Here is a 14,886-nt window from a genome sequence, read left to right on the forward strand (position 1 = left end):
TGCGCTGCTTGGGGGGCTCCACGCTGCCCCCGCTGCCACGAGGCGGTGTCATTTCTATCTGGCGGAGAATGTGTCTTTTCTAACTGGCGGCAACAAAGCGTAACGGCTTTTTAGGTGTCTCACGCGGCCCCGATCGCCGCGGGCGCTTCGATCAGCCATCGCCCGACGATCCGCTCGAAGTCGACATACGGAATCCGATCGGGGTCGAACTCTAGCACGGCCGCCAAATCGGGCAAATCGGCCAGAAACGCCTCATAGACGCGCTGCACGCGGTCGGCGCTCGGCAACTCGCGGCGCGACACGTTGGCGAGCCAATCACGCGCCTCGCGGAGCGCCCGAGCCGGGTCGCCGCCATGCTCGTGGATGTCCATGCCGGCCAGATCGGAGATGAAACGCTGGTAGCGGAACTGCTCGACGTCGAGGATCAGGACACGCTTGGCTTTCTGATGTTTGCCGCCGTACCGCTTGGCGCCAAGGAACAGCCCGAGTTCGAGCGGCATGTTGAAGCGCGGCAGGTTGTTAACCGCGTCCAGCTCGGTGCGCGACAGGTCATGGATGCCGTAGCGGCACTGTTCGATCAGCGCAAAAATCTTGTCGATCCGGGTCTGGCCACCGTCATCTAGCTCGCGCGCCGAGCGCGGGCGAAAGCCGCAGACGAGGATGGCAAAGATCAGCGCCCGGAACGTCGGCGCGAACGCGTCGTCGAAGGGACAATTGATGAAGACGTCGTCCGTCGACGTCTGGACGGCCGGCAAGCTACTTCTTCTTGGCCAAAACGCTCTTCACTGCCGCGGCGATACGCTGGTCGGAGACGGTCGCCTTTTTGGTCGCCACCGGCGCCAGAACGTAACGGCCCGTCGCTGCGCTGCGCCCGAGCACGCCCGGCTTGCTGCCCTTGGTGGTGATCGTGTCGGACCTGGTCGCCATGACGGTAATATGCGCCTCCCCTCCCCGCCGCGCAAGCGGCGTCCATGGCGCCGGCCCGACTAGCGCCATCGTTCCCCATCGCCGACATCGAAGCTGATTGCATCGGCAAAGGGCCGGAGCACCTCGCTGGGAATCGCGTAGGTGATCGGCAGGCTGATCTCGCCCGCGGTGAGCCCGCTCGTTACCATGCCGAGCACCGCACCCGTCCTCGAGTCACACACCACGCCACCGCTGATGCCGCCAAGCGCCACCGAGCTGATCTGGAACAGTCGCGTCTCACCGCGCTGTATCGCCGGGATTACTGCGCTGACGATCCCTTCGAAAAAGGAGGGTTGGACCAGCCCGCGGTTGGTCGCGTTCGAGAAAAACATCGCCTTGCCGAGTGGGAAACCGCCGATCAGCACCCGGTCGCCTACCCCGACCTTGGTCGAGTCGCCCCAGGTAACCGGCGGCACGTTGTAGGGGGCCTCCTCGCTCTCGGTCGCAGGACAGATCAGGATGCCGGCGTCGATCCCCGGTCCGCCATTCTCGAATCGTTGGTCATAGTAGCGCATGACGGCCGCGAACGGGTACGGCCGTTGCGCCTCTACGCCGTTCAGCCGGCTGTTCGCCCAGAGGTACGCTTCATGCTCCTTTAAGCGGAGCGCTTCCACGACGTGCCAGCAGGTGTAGAGCTTGCCGCGCCCGACCTGAAAGGCGGTGCCCTGAATGTCCATGACCCAGTCCTCATGGACGGGATCCTGGATCGCGATATGGAGCGCGAGGTCGCCCTTAGGCACGCCCGCCTTGTTACCGACGGGTACGATTGATCGTGCGAGGCGGGAGATTGGCGTGTCACGCCCGCGCGACGCCCAGGGCACGCGCTCGAGCGCCTCCTTCAGATCGACCGGTTTCGAAGCAGGCCTTCGATTGCGCTCGGCCACGAACGCTCAGAGCCTATCCTTCAGCGCCTTGGCCGGCGTAAACGTCAGCTTCTTCGACGGCGCGATCGTGATCGCCTCGCCCGTGGCCGGATTGCGGCCGCTGCGCTCGCTCATGCTCTTCACCTTGAACTTGCCGAAACCCGGCAGGTTGATCTCGTCACCCGCCGCGGCTGCCTGGCCGATCGCGTTCAGCGCCGCGTCGAGCAGTTCGCGCGCCTGCTTCTCCGTCGTGCCGAGCTGGTCGGCGACCTGCTTGGCGAGATCCTTGGTGTTCATGCTGTCCGCTTCCCCTGTTTGCCGAGCCGATGTCATAGCGGCGAAGCCACCCGCGGCAAACCGTCGCTCCGCCCGTTGCCGACCGGGATCGCCGTCCCGCTTCAGCCGTGAGTCCTCAGGCAGGAAGGTCCGCCAGACTGCCGCGCCAACCTGGATCTCCGGGGCGCCTGATCAGGCTGGTGAAGCCGAGCTCCGCCCGGATCGCCTCAAAGCGTGCAAGTACATCATCGACGTCGATCCCTGATGCTTCATGCAGGACGCGCATGCGTTCCCGCAGGGCTGCCGGCCACCGCTCGCTGCCTCGGATCAGCATGGCCTGCACGCGTGTCGTGGCGTTCTCGAATAACCACTCGAGCTTCTGGGTCTTGACTTCGGAACCCGACGACCTAGTCCAGTACCAAAGGGAGAACAGCACGCTAATCTCCTCGCGCGAGATGATTGCGATCACCGCGCACAGTACCTTGGCCCTCATTCTCGGTGAAAGCTTGGGGAAGGAAGCGTCCGCCCAATTGCGAGGCCGGTGATGCGGAACAGCGCCGATGAACTCGCTTTGATATCGGTTGATCAAGCTGGTTTGGTCCAGATTGCGCGCGAGCAGCGCCTTTGTCAGATCGTCGAGCAGAGCCAGGAACTCGGACGGCTGGACCTCGCCTACCCCGAACCAGTGCGACGGATGGCCGAGCCAGGCGGCTCGCAAGCATTTCTCAAATGCCAGCAGCATCTCGAACTGTCGGGCGCCGCGCCGATCGTCGCTGGCCCACTCGCTGGCGGGGACACGATGGACAATGGTGTGAAGGAGCTTGCGGCAGTCGGGGCAGATCAGTTCGGTCGCGCCGTTGATGTGCACAAAGGTCGGCCCGCGAGTGGGCACGCAGCTGCGGCAGCCTTCATACCGCCACCGCAAATGACGATGACAGAGGACCAGCGGCAGAGCTGTGTCGCGATCAAGGTAAGCCCCGCCTGCCTTTCGACCTTCTTCAAGGCAAGTGGGACACCAGCAAGAGTGCAGAGGGTCCAGGGCATGTCTGGCCCGATCGGTGCAGCGCAGCCAATCCACGGCAAGGTTCGGCCAAGCCCGTCGGAGTTCCAGCGCGGCCACGCATTCCGGAGCCAATGCGAACGCCTCAGCGATACGATCCCGCTCGCCGGAATCGAGTTCGACGTCCACGCCGCCAGGAGCGACGTCGCCGTTCCGCAGCAGGCTGGCACGCAACCCCTCCACTTCCATGTCGTAGACCGCCGCAGTTCTGCCCAGCCAGGACGAGATCAGCTCGTCCGGATGCGGACGCGGGGCGACCGGCAGCGGGGATGCGTCGACTACCATCGCTCATGCAGTGCCCACCGCGCCCGACCCTGGCCGCCCTCGTCGTTTCGCGATCTCCTTCATGGTGACGCTGGGAAGGACAAGATCATCGGCGTCCAAGTCTTCGGGACCGATCATCTCCGCGCCCCGCCGGATCGCCCGAACGGCGAGGTTCTCAACAAGCCGGAAAATACGGCCGGTATTCCCGTCGGTCAGCTCCAGCAGCCTGGCCCTGAACAAGTCCTCGGCGAGCGGCGACGGATTTCGGAGCGGCAGGATGGCGGCCAGCGTCACCAAGAGCAGCCGAAAGGCTTCGTCATCTCGCCAGCGCACGAGCTCGATCGCATCGAAGCGATCGGCGAGCGCTGCGTCCGTCAAGAGCGCCGCCCTCGCCTCGTGGTTGCCCGTGCAGACCAATGGCATTCGCAGGTCGTTGGCGAAGTAGCGGATCGTGTTCAGGAAAATGCGTTGCTGGCGCGGTGTGCAGGCCAGCATATGGTTGATCTCGTCAAGTAACAGCATGCGCGCGCCGACCTGCCCCATCAACCGGCGCGTAAGCTGCCGGGCGCGTCCGAGATCGGACCCACCAGCGAAGCCCGCACCCAGCGCGGCCAGGATCTCGTCGTAGAACTCGCCCTCGGTCGGCTCCGGCGGCAGCTGCACGGCGACGACCGGGACGGTCGCCAGCCCCGTTCTGTCATCGAAGGTGCGCGGGTTTTCGTCCGCGAACCGCTCGACGATATGCGATTTGCCCATCCCTGTTTGCCCGAAGACGAGAAGGCAGGGCATGCGGGTGCGAGGCGGGTGCGCCAGCAACTCGCCCAGCATCGACCGGACCTTCTCCGCCTTCGGAAAACCGACCCAGCGATCCTTGCGTATCCATGCGACACGCTCATCGTCCGGCCAGAGCGCCTGGTCGCGGTAGCCTTCCGCCAGATGCGCGAATTTGGTCATCCTCTCTTCTCGTCGACCAAGAACGGAAGGTCGCCCAGTGGAGGCGCGGGTGGCGGGCATTGGCCAGACACAGGCGCCGGCTGGGCACGCTTTGGCAGATCAGAGTGCTTGGCCGCGCGGACGCGTTGAGCGTCCGCGAGCGCCGTCGCGGTGCGCTGCATGGCGAGCCGGGCCGCCTTAGTCTTGCGGGCAGCCTCGGCGACGATGAAGCGCTGCGTCTCGACAGCGTCAAAGATGAGCTGCTCGTTGACAGCCCCGCGGCCCCGCTCGCGCAGGGTACGCTGCGCCTCCAGCTGCTCCCAGCGGGTGATCGCTGGCCGGCGAAGGTCGCGGTACGGCACCTCAAGATGGTCACCGTCCGGCAGCTCGAGCCAGATCCGTGAAAGGTCGCGCGGGTCCCACCGGACGGGCAGCTTGCCGCCGGGTCGGGTGTAATGGCAGGACAACGCATCATCCCAATAGTGGGTATTGAACAGCTCGATCCCTTCGCGCGTGACCGCCCGCACCTCGCAGGGCAGAAAGTCGAACAGGAACGCGGCCGGATCAGCGGGCAGCCGCATGAGTTCCGTCCGTCGCTCAACCGCTTCGTCCCAAGCGGTCGCAGGCGGGATGCCGAGCCCGCGGTGAATATCTGCGTGGTACGGCCCGATAATTTCCCCGGCGAGCCAGGCCTCGATCTCCGCCAGCGTCATGCACGCCTTACCTTCGGCCTGGTAGTCGCCGCGCTCGGCGACGTTGGAAAAAGTGGTGCCGGGCAACAGGTGGACGGCGCCCATCATCGTCCCGATCAGCCGCTCGATGTGCGCACCATAATGGGGACGCTTGCGAGGCCGGTACTCGAGCGCGATCGAGTAGGTACGGCAGCCGCGCTTCAATGCCTTCGAATGGTGCTCCCGCGCATTGTCGAGGTGAAGACGGTCCATCAGGCCCTGATTGCCCCATGGCGCAGACATGCCGCGTTCGGCGAGCTAGGGGTCCTTCGGCAGCACGGCGTGGCGCATGGCCATCCCAACCGACACCGCCGACGGGTGCAGCATCGTGAGGTGGAAGCCCGGCACCGTCCTGCTCGCAATGTCGATCATGAGCGTGATCCACGGCCGGCCGATCGGCCGACGGTACACGTCGTCGACTGCGATTACGTCGACGAGCGTGTGGTCGGACTGCACGAGTTCGAGTGCGTAGCCTGCCTCAAGGCGGCCGCGCACCGGCCGAAACCGGTCGGCCGCCGCCTTGGTGCCCTCGCGTGCGGCGATGATGTCCTCCGGCGGAAGCGCCGCGATGCGAGCGCGCAGTGCCTTTACGCTCGGGATTGGGACGCCGGCCTTCAGGCACTCGTGACGCAGCCAACGTCGCAAGCTAGCTACGCTCGGCTTCTCCGCGGTGAGATAAACCTCGCGGAGCGCTCGGCGGATCAGGTCTTCCTGTTCGCTCAGCAACCGGCGCTCGCCCCGTACCCGACCGCGCTTGCCCGGGAGAAGCGAGGCGAGCTCCGGTGAAGCGCGGTACGCCCGGATTAGTTCGAACAGGCGGGAGCGTCCAAGACCCAAGGTGGCTGCAGCGTTCGCTGCGGTCTGGGCATTGATCGTGACCTTGGCGGCAAGAGGCCGGATCACGAGTTCCCGGCGATGGGCCTCGCTAAAGGCTGCGTCACTCGCACCGTCCGTTCCCGCCTCGCGCATCGGTTCACAACCCTGCCGCTTGGACTGCGGACAAAGTCTATCTTTTCAGGGCATGAGTCCAGCGTTTCGGGAGCAGAATGCCCGGGCGAACCGGCAATCAAGGCCGCAGTCCACCTATTCAGGAACTGCGACATCGGGACCATACACGTGCCCCTTTATTCCAGGAAGGGATATTACTGGAATAAACAATGTGCATCTTTGCCGGGTGAACCAGGTCTTGACGGCTTCCCGGATTATCCGCATGATCCGGCCTGTCAGCCTTTCAGGCTGGCTTGCTCCAGGTAACGCTCGGAAACAGACAAACGCAACGCAACAAGACCGCCATACACGCTGAAGACGTCCCGATGTGCAAAGAGAACGGCCGCTAGGCCAAGCGGAGATCCGCAACGCACTGGTGAAGGACAGCCCGCGGGCAGGCGGTTGAAACAGATCCTACCACGGTAACTGCGACAAGATTGGAGCGCCGCTCATGGCGAAGAGCATGGAAATCGTGCCGTCCGGCACGCTGCAGAAGCAGTTCGGCCATTATTCCGACGAGGCGATGATCCGCCCTGTCGGCGTCAGCCGCAACGGCCGGGTGCGCTTCGTCATGGTTCCTGTGGACGAATATGAGCGCCTGCGACGCCGTGAACGGGTCGCCGGGCGCACGGAGGATCTGGATGAAGAAACCCTCGACGCGCTCCGTGCCGTCAAACCCGGGCCAGGCAGCGAAGAAGCCGAAAGGCAGTTCCAAGCTGCCGGAGCCGGGTGAAGTCCTTAACTACAGCTATCTTTGGGAGCGTGAGTATCGCGAGGGTCGCGACGAAGGGATCAAGGACCGACCTGTCGCCGTCGTGCTGATGACAGTCAGCCGCGATGGTCTTCCCCTCGTCCATGTCGTTCCCTTCACGACCAAGGAGCCCGGCGCCGACGACGTCGCGATCGAGATGCCGCAAGCTGTTCGCCGGCAGCTCGGGCTTTCCGGCGAGCGGTCGTGGATCGTGGTCAGCGAGTGGAACCGCTATGCGTGGCCGGGCTACGACACGCGGCCGATCCCCGGGCGCGAGCCGTCCACCAGCTACGGCTTCCTGCCCTCCAGCCTGCTCCAGCGCGTCCTCGATACGATGGTGGCGGTCGGGATCGGTCGGCCGGTCGACCGCGACTGAATAGTCAGGTGGCTTGTCCCCGTACCGTCGAGATGGCCTAAGGCGATCCGTTGTAAATGGGCGAATAGCTTGTGTTGGGGGAAGGCACAGATGCGAACACGGAACATCGCTTGCATAGTTGGGCTGGCGGCCCTCGCGGCCTGCTCGGGATCACCGGAGTCGATGCTTCAGAGCGGTGATCCCAAGGTTTGTGTCTCTGATGCCATTCTGTCTCAGGCGTATGACGTCGTCCGAGAGAACGCGCAGGCGCCCCGCGACGAGCTTCTCGCCGAGCGATATGACGAACTTAAAGCCGGGTGGCTGGCCAAGCTTTCCTTCGTTGCTGGCGACGTGACCAGTACCTCTGTGGACCGTGCAAACCAGAGCGTCGAATGCTCGGGCACACTTCATATCTCTGCTGAAGGGGTGGAGGGTAGCGAAGATGCGCCGTTCGCATACCAGGTGAAGGCGAACCTTTCGGATCCTCGCAGCCCGATCATCTCCGTCGACGTGTCAGCACTCCGCGGCCCGCTGGCTACGATGCTTGGCAAGGTTGCTCGGCCGGACATTGTAAACGCCCAGTCGAGCCGCGACGAAAGCGATGATGCCCTGACCAAGCTGGATGAGGATGAGGTGAGGAATACGCCGGGTGCGCTCGAAAAGCTGCAGGCCCGGTCCCGAGAAAACTTGGTCCAGAACAATTTCAGCGCTTCGGAGCTGGCGCTGGTGGACCGTGTCTACTCCTCCCACATGATGTGTGCTGCCTCGGACGCACGCAATCGTGATGCCCACTGCCGCAAAGAGCGGCGTCTCGAGCAAGAAGCGAAGTCGATCGACTTGTGCCGAACCGCGGGCAACGAGTGGTATCATTGCTCACGCGAAGCCGAGCTCCAGGAACAGAGGGACGCGCTTCGCGGGACCAGAAATGATGATGTCGTCGAAGGCGCGTTCTGACCCACCGCAGGAGGCGAGGTCCAGCAAGTGTCTATAAGATCCTACGTAACCAGACAGTTCCGCGCTTATGCCTGGGCCGTTCTCGTTGGGGAGCGAGGTAACGACACCGGGCAACCCCGGTATATAGGCGGCCCTACATGCGACGAAGCTATCGGCGACCTACTTGTTCTTCTAGGTACGTGCTCCAGGCCTCTAAAAGCTTGGATCATCTCGGATCTCGATACGTTCGGGCACGGTGACCACGCGCTCTTGATCGAAACAACTGACGGTGCCGTTGTTGTACGCGGCGGGCTCACTTCTGGTTACAACGGCCAAGGTGCTCGAGCACTAGCGAGTTCAATTAAGCTTCTGGTCGATCGCGACTGCTACCCCGAAGATGCGGTTGTAAGAAGAGACGTCCTTTTACGCGCGAGACACTGTGCGCTCTTGGATGAGGATATCGAGCTCATTCGCAATGGTGGTGACGTACGACGGAGGCAGCACTTCACTCATTACCTCGACGCGCCTTACTTTCGTGAGAGAAGGACTTGGGAGTACGGCCGACCCGTCCTGCCCTTATCCTTGCTTCATCCTTCTCTACGCTCAACCGCGCAGGAGTTCTTTGTAAAGCCAGACCAGGTTCTGCGTGACGTCGCTCGAGACATCGAGCATCGAGTGAAAACGCAGCTGCCCAAGGGCAGGTCAAGGGGTCAGCGCGAGGGTGCATTTTGGAACAACGCCTTCTCTGAGGACAACGCACCTCTCGTATGGCCCGACTTAGAGAAGGGCGAGGTAATCGCGCGGGTGAAGCTCTTTGAGGGGGCCTTTGGCACGATCAGGAACCCCCGTGCGCATCGACCGGATGTACCAGACGATCACGCGTTCGAAGAACTTCTACTCCTGAATATGCTATTGAGCTTTGTCGATGAGGCCGAACCACGACAGATGGACGGGACCAGCGAAACGATGGAAAACGGAGTCCCTCCCGCTTCCGAGGAACGCACTAGCTGATGCCTGACGACATCGTGCCAGCGTACCCGGGTTCGGCGGCGAGCGCCTGGCAGATCCTCAACCTCGCACACGAGTTTCGCGGTAGCTGCTTGCATCTGATGGCGCGGTCTCACGGATCGGAGCCACACCAGCTCGCTCCGGCCCGCGTTTTAGCGATCCACGCGATCGAGCTCTACCTGAACGCGCTGATGCTTGATGCTGGCGAGACACCCCAAGCAGTCCGTGGGCTGCAGCACGACCTCGGGGCGCGCGCGAAGCGAGCGGGAGAGTGCGGTCTCGTCCTGCGCCAGCGGACGGCCGATCATCTGCACCGGCTTACCAGCGGGAGGGAGTACCTGACAGCCCGCTATGGACCAGAGCTGTCAGGGACGCTGTCGCAGCTCAACAGGTTGACGGCGACGCTTGAAGAAGTCGCGCAAAAGGTCACGCAGCTTGTTAACAGGAGGATCGAGGCACGGTTTGCGAGCCGGGCATCAGCGTGAAGGGGCAGAGTGGCATACAATCCTGAACAGATCGCGGAGGAGTTCTTCGAAGCCGTCCGTCGGGTCCATGCTTTGGGGGCCGGCACGCCTGAGACCGCCTACTATCCCGCGCTGAACACCCTGTTCGAGCGCGTGGGGGCTTCCCTCCGGCCCAAGGTGCTGCCCGTGTCGCAGCTCGCCAACACCGGCGCCGGCAGCCCCGATTTCGGTTTGTTCGCAGCGCGGCAGATTCAGAAGGGCGCACCGCGGCCGGGGCAGGCGCCCGAGCGCGGGGTAGTAGAGGTCAAGGGCGTCGCCGATGACAGCCTGTTCAAGTCGACACCCAAGCAGCTGACTAAATACTTCGAAGGCTATGGACTGGTCCTCGTGACCAACCTGCGCGCCTTCCAGCTGGTCGGACGCGGACCCGACGGCCAGGCCGCACGTCTGGAGGCGTTCGCGATCGCGCAGAGCGCGCCCGAGTTCTGGTCCCTCGTTCAAGAGCCGGCTGAAGCCGCCAAGTCAGTCGGCCGCGCGTTCGTCGAGTATCTTCGGCGCGCCTTCACGCAGAACGTCGCTCTCGTTCAACCCAAGGACGTCGCGTGGTTTCTGGCATCCTATGCTCGCGACGCACTGGCTAGGGTCGAGGCCGCTGGTGATCTGCCGGCGCTTAAGACGATCCGTACCGCGTTGGAGGATGCCCTCGGGATCACCTTCGAGGGCGAGAAGGGTGATCACTTCTTCAGGTCCACCCTCATCCAGACGCTCTTCTACGGGTTGTTTTCGGCGTGGGGCATCTGGGCGCGCACCACACCGCGCAACCCTGCGCGGTTCGATTGGCACTCGGCTGCATGGACCCTCCATGTGCCGTTCGTGGCGACACTGTTTCAGCAGCTCACCGCTCCGAAGCACATCAAGAAGCTGGACCTCGTCGAGGTGCTCGACTGGACCGGCGAGACGCTCAACCGGATCGACGCCAAGGAGTTCTTGAAGCGCTTCGAGGAAGGACGCGCTGTCCAGTACTTCTACGAGCCCTTCCTCGAGGCGTTCGATCCCAAGCTCCGGAAGCAGTTCGGAGTCTGGTACACGCCGGTCGAGGTGATCGACTACATGGTCGCGCGCGTCGACCGTGCTCTCAAGCACGACCTTGGCATTTCGGATGGGCTCGCTGACGAGCGGGTCTATGTCCTCGACCCCTGTTGCGGCACCGGGGGTTTCTTCAACTCCGTCCTGCGCCGGATTGAGGCGAACCTGGCTGCTCATGGGCTCGGTTCTGCCGTCGCGGATCGACTGCGAAGTGCCGCCTGCAACCGGGTGTTCGGCTTCGAGATCATGCCGGCGCCCTTCGTCGTCGCCCACATGCAGGCGGGCATCACGCTCTCGAACATGGGGGCGCCGATACCCGACGATGCGCGGCCGGGGATCTACCTGACCAACGCCCTCACCGGGTGGGAACCGCACACGAACAAGCCCCTGCCCTTCGCGGAACTGGAGGAAGAGCGGGCCTCGGCCGATGCCGTGAAACAGACCAGGCCGATCCTCGTCGTACTCGGAAACCCGCCCTATGACGGCTTCGCCGGCGTGTCCTCCAATCCGGAGGAGCGGGCGCTCTCGAACGAGTACCGGAAGGTGAAGAAGGTCGCCCCCGCCCAGGGCCAGGGCTTGAACGAGCTCTACGTCCGCTTCTTTCGAATGGCTGAGCGGCGTATTGCCGAGAAGACGGGCCAGGGCGTGGTGTCGTTCATCTCCAACTACAGCTGGCTGGACAGCTCCAGCTGCTCCGGCATGCGGGAGCGATATCTGGAGGCATTCGACACGATCAACGTCGATTGTCTGAACGGGGACAAGTACAAGACCGGGAAGCGCACGCCTGATGGCTCGGCCGACCCATCCGTGTTCGCGACCACGGCCAACCCTGCCGGCATCCAGGTGGGCACGGCGATCGTCACGATGGTGCGCCACCAGGATCATCAGCCGACCGATGTGATCGGCTTCCGTAACATCTGGGGCGCCGGCAAGAGGGAGGCGCTTGCCGCGACGGCGGAAGCCGACCCGGCGACCCTCTACGAGTCCGTGGCTCCGACCTTGCCGATGCGATTGCAGTTCATGCCGTTCGACGTCGATCCGGCGTACTTTGAATGGCCTCTGCTACCCAGCTTGCTGCCTGTCGGGTTTCCGGGCGTCAAGACGAGTCGGGACGAGTTCCTGGTCGACGTCGACCGGGACGCGCTTGAGCGCAGGATCGAGCGTTATCTCGACCCGAAGACGACGGACGCCGAGCTCGCGAAGTCGCACCCTGCTCTCGTGAACACGACCGAACGGTACAACGCGGCAACCACGCGCAAAGCGCTGATCGAGCGGAAATATCAACTCGGCCAAATCGTGCGCTATGCCTACCGGCCCTTTGACGTTCGTTGGGCATATTGGGACCCCGACACCAAGCTGATTGACGAGAAACGCCCCGAGTTTTTCGCCAATGCAGAAGTAGGAAACCGATTCCTCACGGCCGGCGTCCGGAACCGCATGGGGGTCTATTACAAGCCCCAGTCCGTCAGCGTTCTCGGCGATCACCACCTTGTCGAGAGCAACGTGTCGATCTTCCCGGCCCGGGTTCGTCAGGACACCCAGAATGTCGAGCCGAACCTCGCCAAGTCGGTGAAGACGATGCTGGCCGAGCGGGATCTCACGAGTGACCAGCTGTTCGACCACGTTCTCGCCACCCTGAATGCGCCGGTCTACGAGGCGCGGTACATCGATGCCCTTCGTGTCGACTGGCCTCGCATCCCGATCCCGGCGTCGAACGAGACGTTCGCGCGCTCTGCGGCGCTGGGGGCAAGACTTGCGGCTCTCCTCGATGTCGAGGTGGCCGTGGATGGTGTCAGCCGCGGGGCGCTGTTGCCGGGACTGTCCTCGATCGGATTGCCCTACGGCTCGTCCTACGAGGTCACCGCGGGCTGGGGTTCGGTACAGCGGAAGGACAGCGGAACGCGACTGATCATGCCCGGCGCGGGCATGGCGACAGAAAGGGAGTGGACCGAGGCGGAACTGGAGGCTCTGCGCCAGATCGCAACCCGGCACGGCCTTTCGTTGGCTGCATTGCTGGACGTCACCGGTGATAGAGCCGTCGACATCGAGATGAACGGGACGGCGGGTTGGCGGGCTGTGCCGTCCAAGGTGTGGAGCTACACTGCGGGCGGCTACCAGGCCCTCAAGAAGTGGCTTTCGTACCGCGAAACGGCGATTATGGGGCGACCGCTTCGTGGTGAAGAGGTGCTTCACTTCGCACAAACGGCGCGTCGGATCACAGAGATCCTCGCTATGGGACCGGCGCTGAATGCGACGCATGACGAAGCGCGAGCGGACGCGATCGTCTGGACCGCGAGGGATGAAACGGGCCAGGTCGTCGTCGATGACAATGACTAAACAGTCAATATAGAGGCGCGGTGATGAGCATCACGCGGGTAGAGGATATCGGGCATGTGCGCTTCGCAGCGCCGGACCTGGCGGAAATGCGCCGTTTTCTCGAGGAGTTCGGGCTTTCCTGCTTTGAACGGGACGGGCGCCTGTACGGCCGCGGATCGGATGGCGCGCCGTTCGCGCATGTGACCGAGCGGGGCGAAGCGGCATTTCTGGGGCTGGGCCTGCGGCTGGCGGATCGCGAGTCGCTGGAGCGCTTGGCGGACAGCGAGGGCGCGCGCGTCGAGCCGTTCGATGCGCCGGGCGGCGGCTGGGTGGTCCGGCTGCGCGATCCGGACGGCAATGCGGTGGAGGCGGTCGCCGGGCAGGCGTGGGACGAGGCGGGGGCGCACGTGCCGGAAAGCGGGTTCAACTCCGCGGCGCTGCGGCGGCGGCTGCGCAGCGCGGTGCGGCTGGCGCAAGGCCCTTCGCGCGTCCGGCGGCTGGGCCATGCGGTGCTCAACGTCGCGGATTTCCGGCGATCGGAGCGCTGGTACAAGGAACGTTTCGGCTTCATCACCTCCGACGAGATCGAGGCGGCGCCGGGCGTGGCGCTGGGCGCCTTCATGCGCTGCGACCGCGGCGACCAGCCGACCGACCACCATACGCTGTTCCTGGCGCAGCTGCCCGGCGGGCCGGGGTTCAACCATGCCGCTTTCGAGGTCGCCGGGCTGGACGACCTGATGCTGGGCCATGCGCATCTGAAGGCCAGGGGGCGCAACGCGGCCTGGGGAGTGGGACGGCACAAGCTGGGCAGCCAGATCTTCGATTACTGGAAGGATCCCTGGGGGCACGAACTGGAGCATTGGACTGACGGCGATCTGTTCACCGCCGAGGACGGATCCAACAAGGCGACCGTGCGCGACATGCTCGACGTGCAATGGGGCAGCCCGTTCCCGGCGCTCGCCGGCAAGCGTGCGCCGAGTTTCGAGAATGTCGGGCGGCTGATGGCGTTCAACATCAGGTTGCGGCAGCTGTTCCGCCGCGGACGAAAGGAAGTGGCATGAAGCTGGCGCGCTACGAGCAGGGCGGCGAGGCGCGGATCGGCGTGGTCGCCGGCGACCGGATCGTCGATGCCGGGGCAGGATCGATGATCGACCTGATCGCCGATTGGGACACGCGGGGCGATGCGCTTGCGTCGGCGTCGACGGGAGAGGGGCTGCCGCTCGCTTCGGTGCGGCTGCTGGCGCCGGTGCCGCGCCCGGGCAAGATCTTCGCGATCGGCCTCAACTATGCCGATCATATCGCCGAATCGAACATGGAAACGCCGCAGCGGCAGGTGTGGTTCACCAAGGCGCAGACCTCGATCAACGGACCGCATGATCCGATCCTGATCGCGCGCAATGCGCCGTTCGTCGATTACGAGGTGGAACTGGTGGCGGTGATCGGGCGGCGCGCCAAGCACATCGCGGCGGCGGACGCGGCGGCGCATGTCTTCGGCTATTGCGTCGGCAACGACGTGACCGAGCGGATGTGGCAGCATGCCGGCCCGCAATGGGCATTGGGCAAGTCGTTCGACACGCATGCCCCGATCGGCCCGTGGATCGTCACGGCGGACGAGATCGGCGACCCGCACGACCTGGCGATCCGCTGCTTCGTCAACGGCGAGCAGCGGCAGGCGTCGAACACGCGGCATCTGGTGTTCGATCTGTGGCAGCAGATCGAGCATCTGTCCGCCGCGATGACGCTGGAGCCGGGCGACCTGATCTTCACCGGCACGCCGGGCGGCGTCGGTGCGGCGATGGAGCCCAAGCGCTTCCTGAAGCCGGGCGACACGGTGCGCTGCGAGATCGACCGCATCGGCGCCATCCAAGCCACGATGGTGGCGGAAGACTGACG

16 protein-coding genes are annotated in these 14,886 nt (G+C 64.2%); 8 read left to right on the forward strand and 8 right to left on the reverse strand.

Going from position 1 to position 14,886, the window contains the following annotated elements; translation table 11 throughout:
- Window positions 1-119: 119 nt before the first annotated feature.
- From BMX36_RS18865 to BMX36_RS18900, 8 genes are all read right to left on the reverse strand, one after another.
- Window positions 120-755, reverse strand: coding sequence for a hypothetical protein (locus tag BMX36_RS18865; protein WP_093067984.1), 636 nt, complete (start codon window positions 753-755; stop codon window positions 120-122).
- Window position 756: 1 nt separating this feature from the next.
- Window positions 757-927 carry a hypothetical protein gene (locus tag BMX36_RS18870; RefSeq protein ID WP_225883565.1) on the reverse strand — a complete coding sequence of 57 codons (171 nt, stop codon included), beginning with the start codon at window positions 925-927 and terminating at the stop codon, window positions 757-759.
- 59 nt (window positions 928-986) lie between these two features.
- Entirely contained in the window at window positions 987-1,706 is a 720-nt protein-coding gene (locus BMX36_RS18875; RefSeq protein WP_241212658.1) for a S1 family peptidase, read from the reverse strand.
- A gap of 150 nt (window positions 1,707-1,856) precedes the next feature.
- Entirely contained in the window at window positions 1,857-2,126 is a 270-nt protein-coding gene (locus tag BMX36_RS18880) for an HU family DNA-binding protein (protein ID WP_093067990.1), read from the reverse strand.
- A gap of 115 nt (window positions 2,127-2,241) precedes the next feature.
- Window positions 2,242-3,450, reverse strand: a complete 1,209-nt coding sequence (locus BMX36_RS18885) for a TniQ family protein (RefSeq protein WP_093067992.1) — start codon at window positions 3,448-3,450, stop codon at window positions 2,242-2,244.
- A gap of 3 nt (window positions 3,451-3,453) precedes the next feature.
- Window positions 3,454-4,383: a TniB family NTP-binding protein gene (locus BMX36_RS18890; RefSeq protein WP_093067995.1), complete on the reverse strand. Its 930-nt coding sequence runs from the start codon at window positions 4,381-4,383 to the stop codon at window positions 3,454-3,456.
- Entirely contained in the window at window positions 4,380-5,306 is a 927-nt protein-coding gene (locus tag BMX36_RS18895) for a Mu transposase C-terminal domain-containing protein (RefSeq protein ID WP_167509782.1), read from the reverse strand. Before BMX36_RS18895 ends, BMX36_RS18890 begins: the two co-directional genes overlap by 4 nt.
- A gap of 45 nt (window positions 5,307-5,351) precedes the next feature.
- Window positions 5,352-6,062, reverse strand: coding sequence for a DNA-binding domain-containing protein (locus BMX36_RS18900; protein ID WP_093068001.1), 711 nt, complete (start codon window positions 6,060-6,062; stop codon window positions 5,352-5,354).
- 469 nt (window positions 6,063-6,531) lie between these two features.
- On the opposite strand from BMX36_RS18900, the gene BMX36_RS18905 reads away from it, so the two are divergent.
- The 8 genes from BMX36_RS18905 (at window position 6,532) to BMX36_RS18940 (ending at window position 14,884) form a co-directional block, all read left to right on the forward strand.
- A complete protein-coding gene (locus BMX36_RS18905; protein WP_093068003.1) occupies window positions 6,532-6,813 on the forward strand; it encodes a type II toxin-antitoxin system Phd/YefM family antitoxin in 282 nt (93 codons plus the stop codon).
- Entirely contained in the window at window positions 6,722-7,207 is a 486-nt protein-coding gene (locus tag BMX36_RS18910; protein WP_241212659.1) for a hypothetical protein, read from the forward strand. The genes BMX36_RS18905 and BMX36_RS18910 overlap by 92 nt, the downstream gene beginning before the upstream one ends.
- A gap of 162 nt (window positions 7,208-7,369) precedes the next feature.
- Window positions 7,370-8,140: a hypothetical protein gene (locus tag BMX36_RS18915; protein WP_093068009.1), complete on the forward strand. Its 771-nt coding sequence runs from the start codon at window positions 7,370-7,372 to the stop codon at window positions 8,138-8,140.
- A gap of 27 nt (window positions 8,141-8,167) precedes the next feature.
- On the forward strand, window positions 8,168-9,130 hold the full coding sequence (locus tag BMX36_RS22405; RefSeq protein ID WP_093068011.1) for a TIGR02391 family protein: 963 nt from the start codon (window positions 8,168-8,170) through the stop codon (window positions 9,128-9,130).
- Window positions 9,130-9,612 carry a hypothetical protein gene (locus BMX36_RS18925; protein ID WP_093068014.1) on the forward strand — a complete coding sequence of 161 codons (483 nt, stop codon included), beginning with the start codon at window positions 9,130-9,132 and terminating at the stop codon, window positions 9,610-9,612. The genes BMX36_RS22405 and BMX36_RS18925 overlap by 1 nt, the downstream gene beginning before the upstream one ends.
- A gap of 72 nt (window positions 9,613-9,684) precedes the next feature.
- Entirely contained in the window at window positions 9,685-13,014 is a 3,330-nt protein-coding gene (locus BMX36_RS18930; RefSeq protein WP_218142214.1) for a type ISP restriction/modification enzyme, read from the forward strand.
- A 23-nt stretch (window positions 13,015-13,037) separates the two neighbouring features.
- Complete coding sequence (locus BMX36_RS18935; protein ID WP_093068017.1) at window positions 13,038-14,054, forward strand: VOC family protein; 1,017 nt, start codon at window positions 13,038-13,040, stop codon at window positions 14,052-14,054.
- On the forward strand, window positions 14,051-14,884 hold the full coding sequence (locus BMX36_RS18940) for a fumarylacetoacetate hydrolase family protein (protein ID WP_093068019.1): 834 nt from the start codon (window positions 14,051-14,053) through the stop codon (window positions 14,882-14,884). The genes BMX36_RS18935 and BMX36_RS18940 overlap by 4 nt, the downstream gene beginning before the upstream one ends.
- Window positions 14,885-14,886: the final 2 nt, after the last annotated feature.

Source organism: Sphingomonas sp. OV641 (assembly GCF_900109205.1).
In the GTDB taxonomy this organism is placed as follows: Bacteria; Pseudomonadota; Alphaproteobacteria; order Sphingomonadales; family Sphingomonadaceae; genus Sphingomonas.

Bases quoted from the DNA above. Each gene is read 5' to 3' on its own strand.
- BMX36_RS18925 (WP_093068014.1), top strand. From the start codon at position 9,130: ATGCCTGACGACATCGTGCCAGCGTACCCGGGTTCGGCGGCGAGCGCC.
- BMX36_RS18895 (WP_167509782.1), bottom strand. From the start codon at position 5,306: ATGGACCGTCTTCACCTCGACAATGCGCGGGAGCACCATTCGAAGGCA.
- BMX36_RS18890 (WP_093067995.1), bottom strand. From the start codon at position 4,383: ATGACCAAATTCGCGCATCTGGCGGAAGGCTACCGCGACCAGGCGCTC.
- BMX36_RS18885 (WP_093067992.1), bottom strand. From the start codon at position 3,450: ATGGTAGTCGACGCATCCCCGCTGCCGGTCGCCCCGCGTCCGCATCCG.
- BMX36_RS18910 (WP_241212659.1), top strand. From the start codon at position 6,722: ATGAAGAAACCCTCGACGCGCTCCGTGCCGTCAAACCCGGGCCAGGCA.
- BMX36_RS18900 (WP_093068001.1), bottom strand. From the start codon at position 6,062: ATGCGCGAGGCGGGAACGGACGGTGCGAGTGACGCAGCCTTTAGCGAG.
- BMX36_RS18880 (WP_093067990.1), bottom strand. From the start codon at position 2,126: ATGAACACCAAGGATCTCGCCAAGCAGGTCGCCGACCAGCTCGGCACG.
- BMX36_RS18905 (WP_093068003.1), top strand. From the start codon at position 6,532: ATGGCGAAGAGCATGGAAATCGTGCCGTCCGGCACGCTGCAGAAGCAG.
- BMX36_RS18915 (WP_093068009.1), top strand. From the start codon at position 7,370: ATGCTTCAGAGCGGTGATCCCAAGGTTTGTGTCTCTGATGCCATTCTG.
- BMX36_RS18870 (WP_225883565.1), bottom strand. From the start codon at position 927: ATGGCGACCAGGTCCGACACGATCACCACCAAGGGCAGCAAGCCGGGC.
- BMX36_RS18935 (WP_093068017.1), top strand. From the start codon at position 13,038: ATGAGCATCACGCGGGTAGAGGATATCGGGCATGTGCGCTTCGCAGCG.
- BMX36_RS18940 (WP_093068019.1), top strand. From the start codon at position 14,051: ATGAAGCTGGCGCGCTACGAGCAGGGCGGCGAGGCGCGGATCGGCGTG.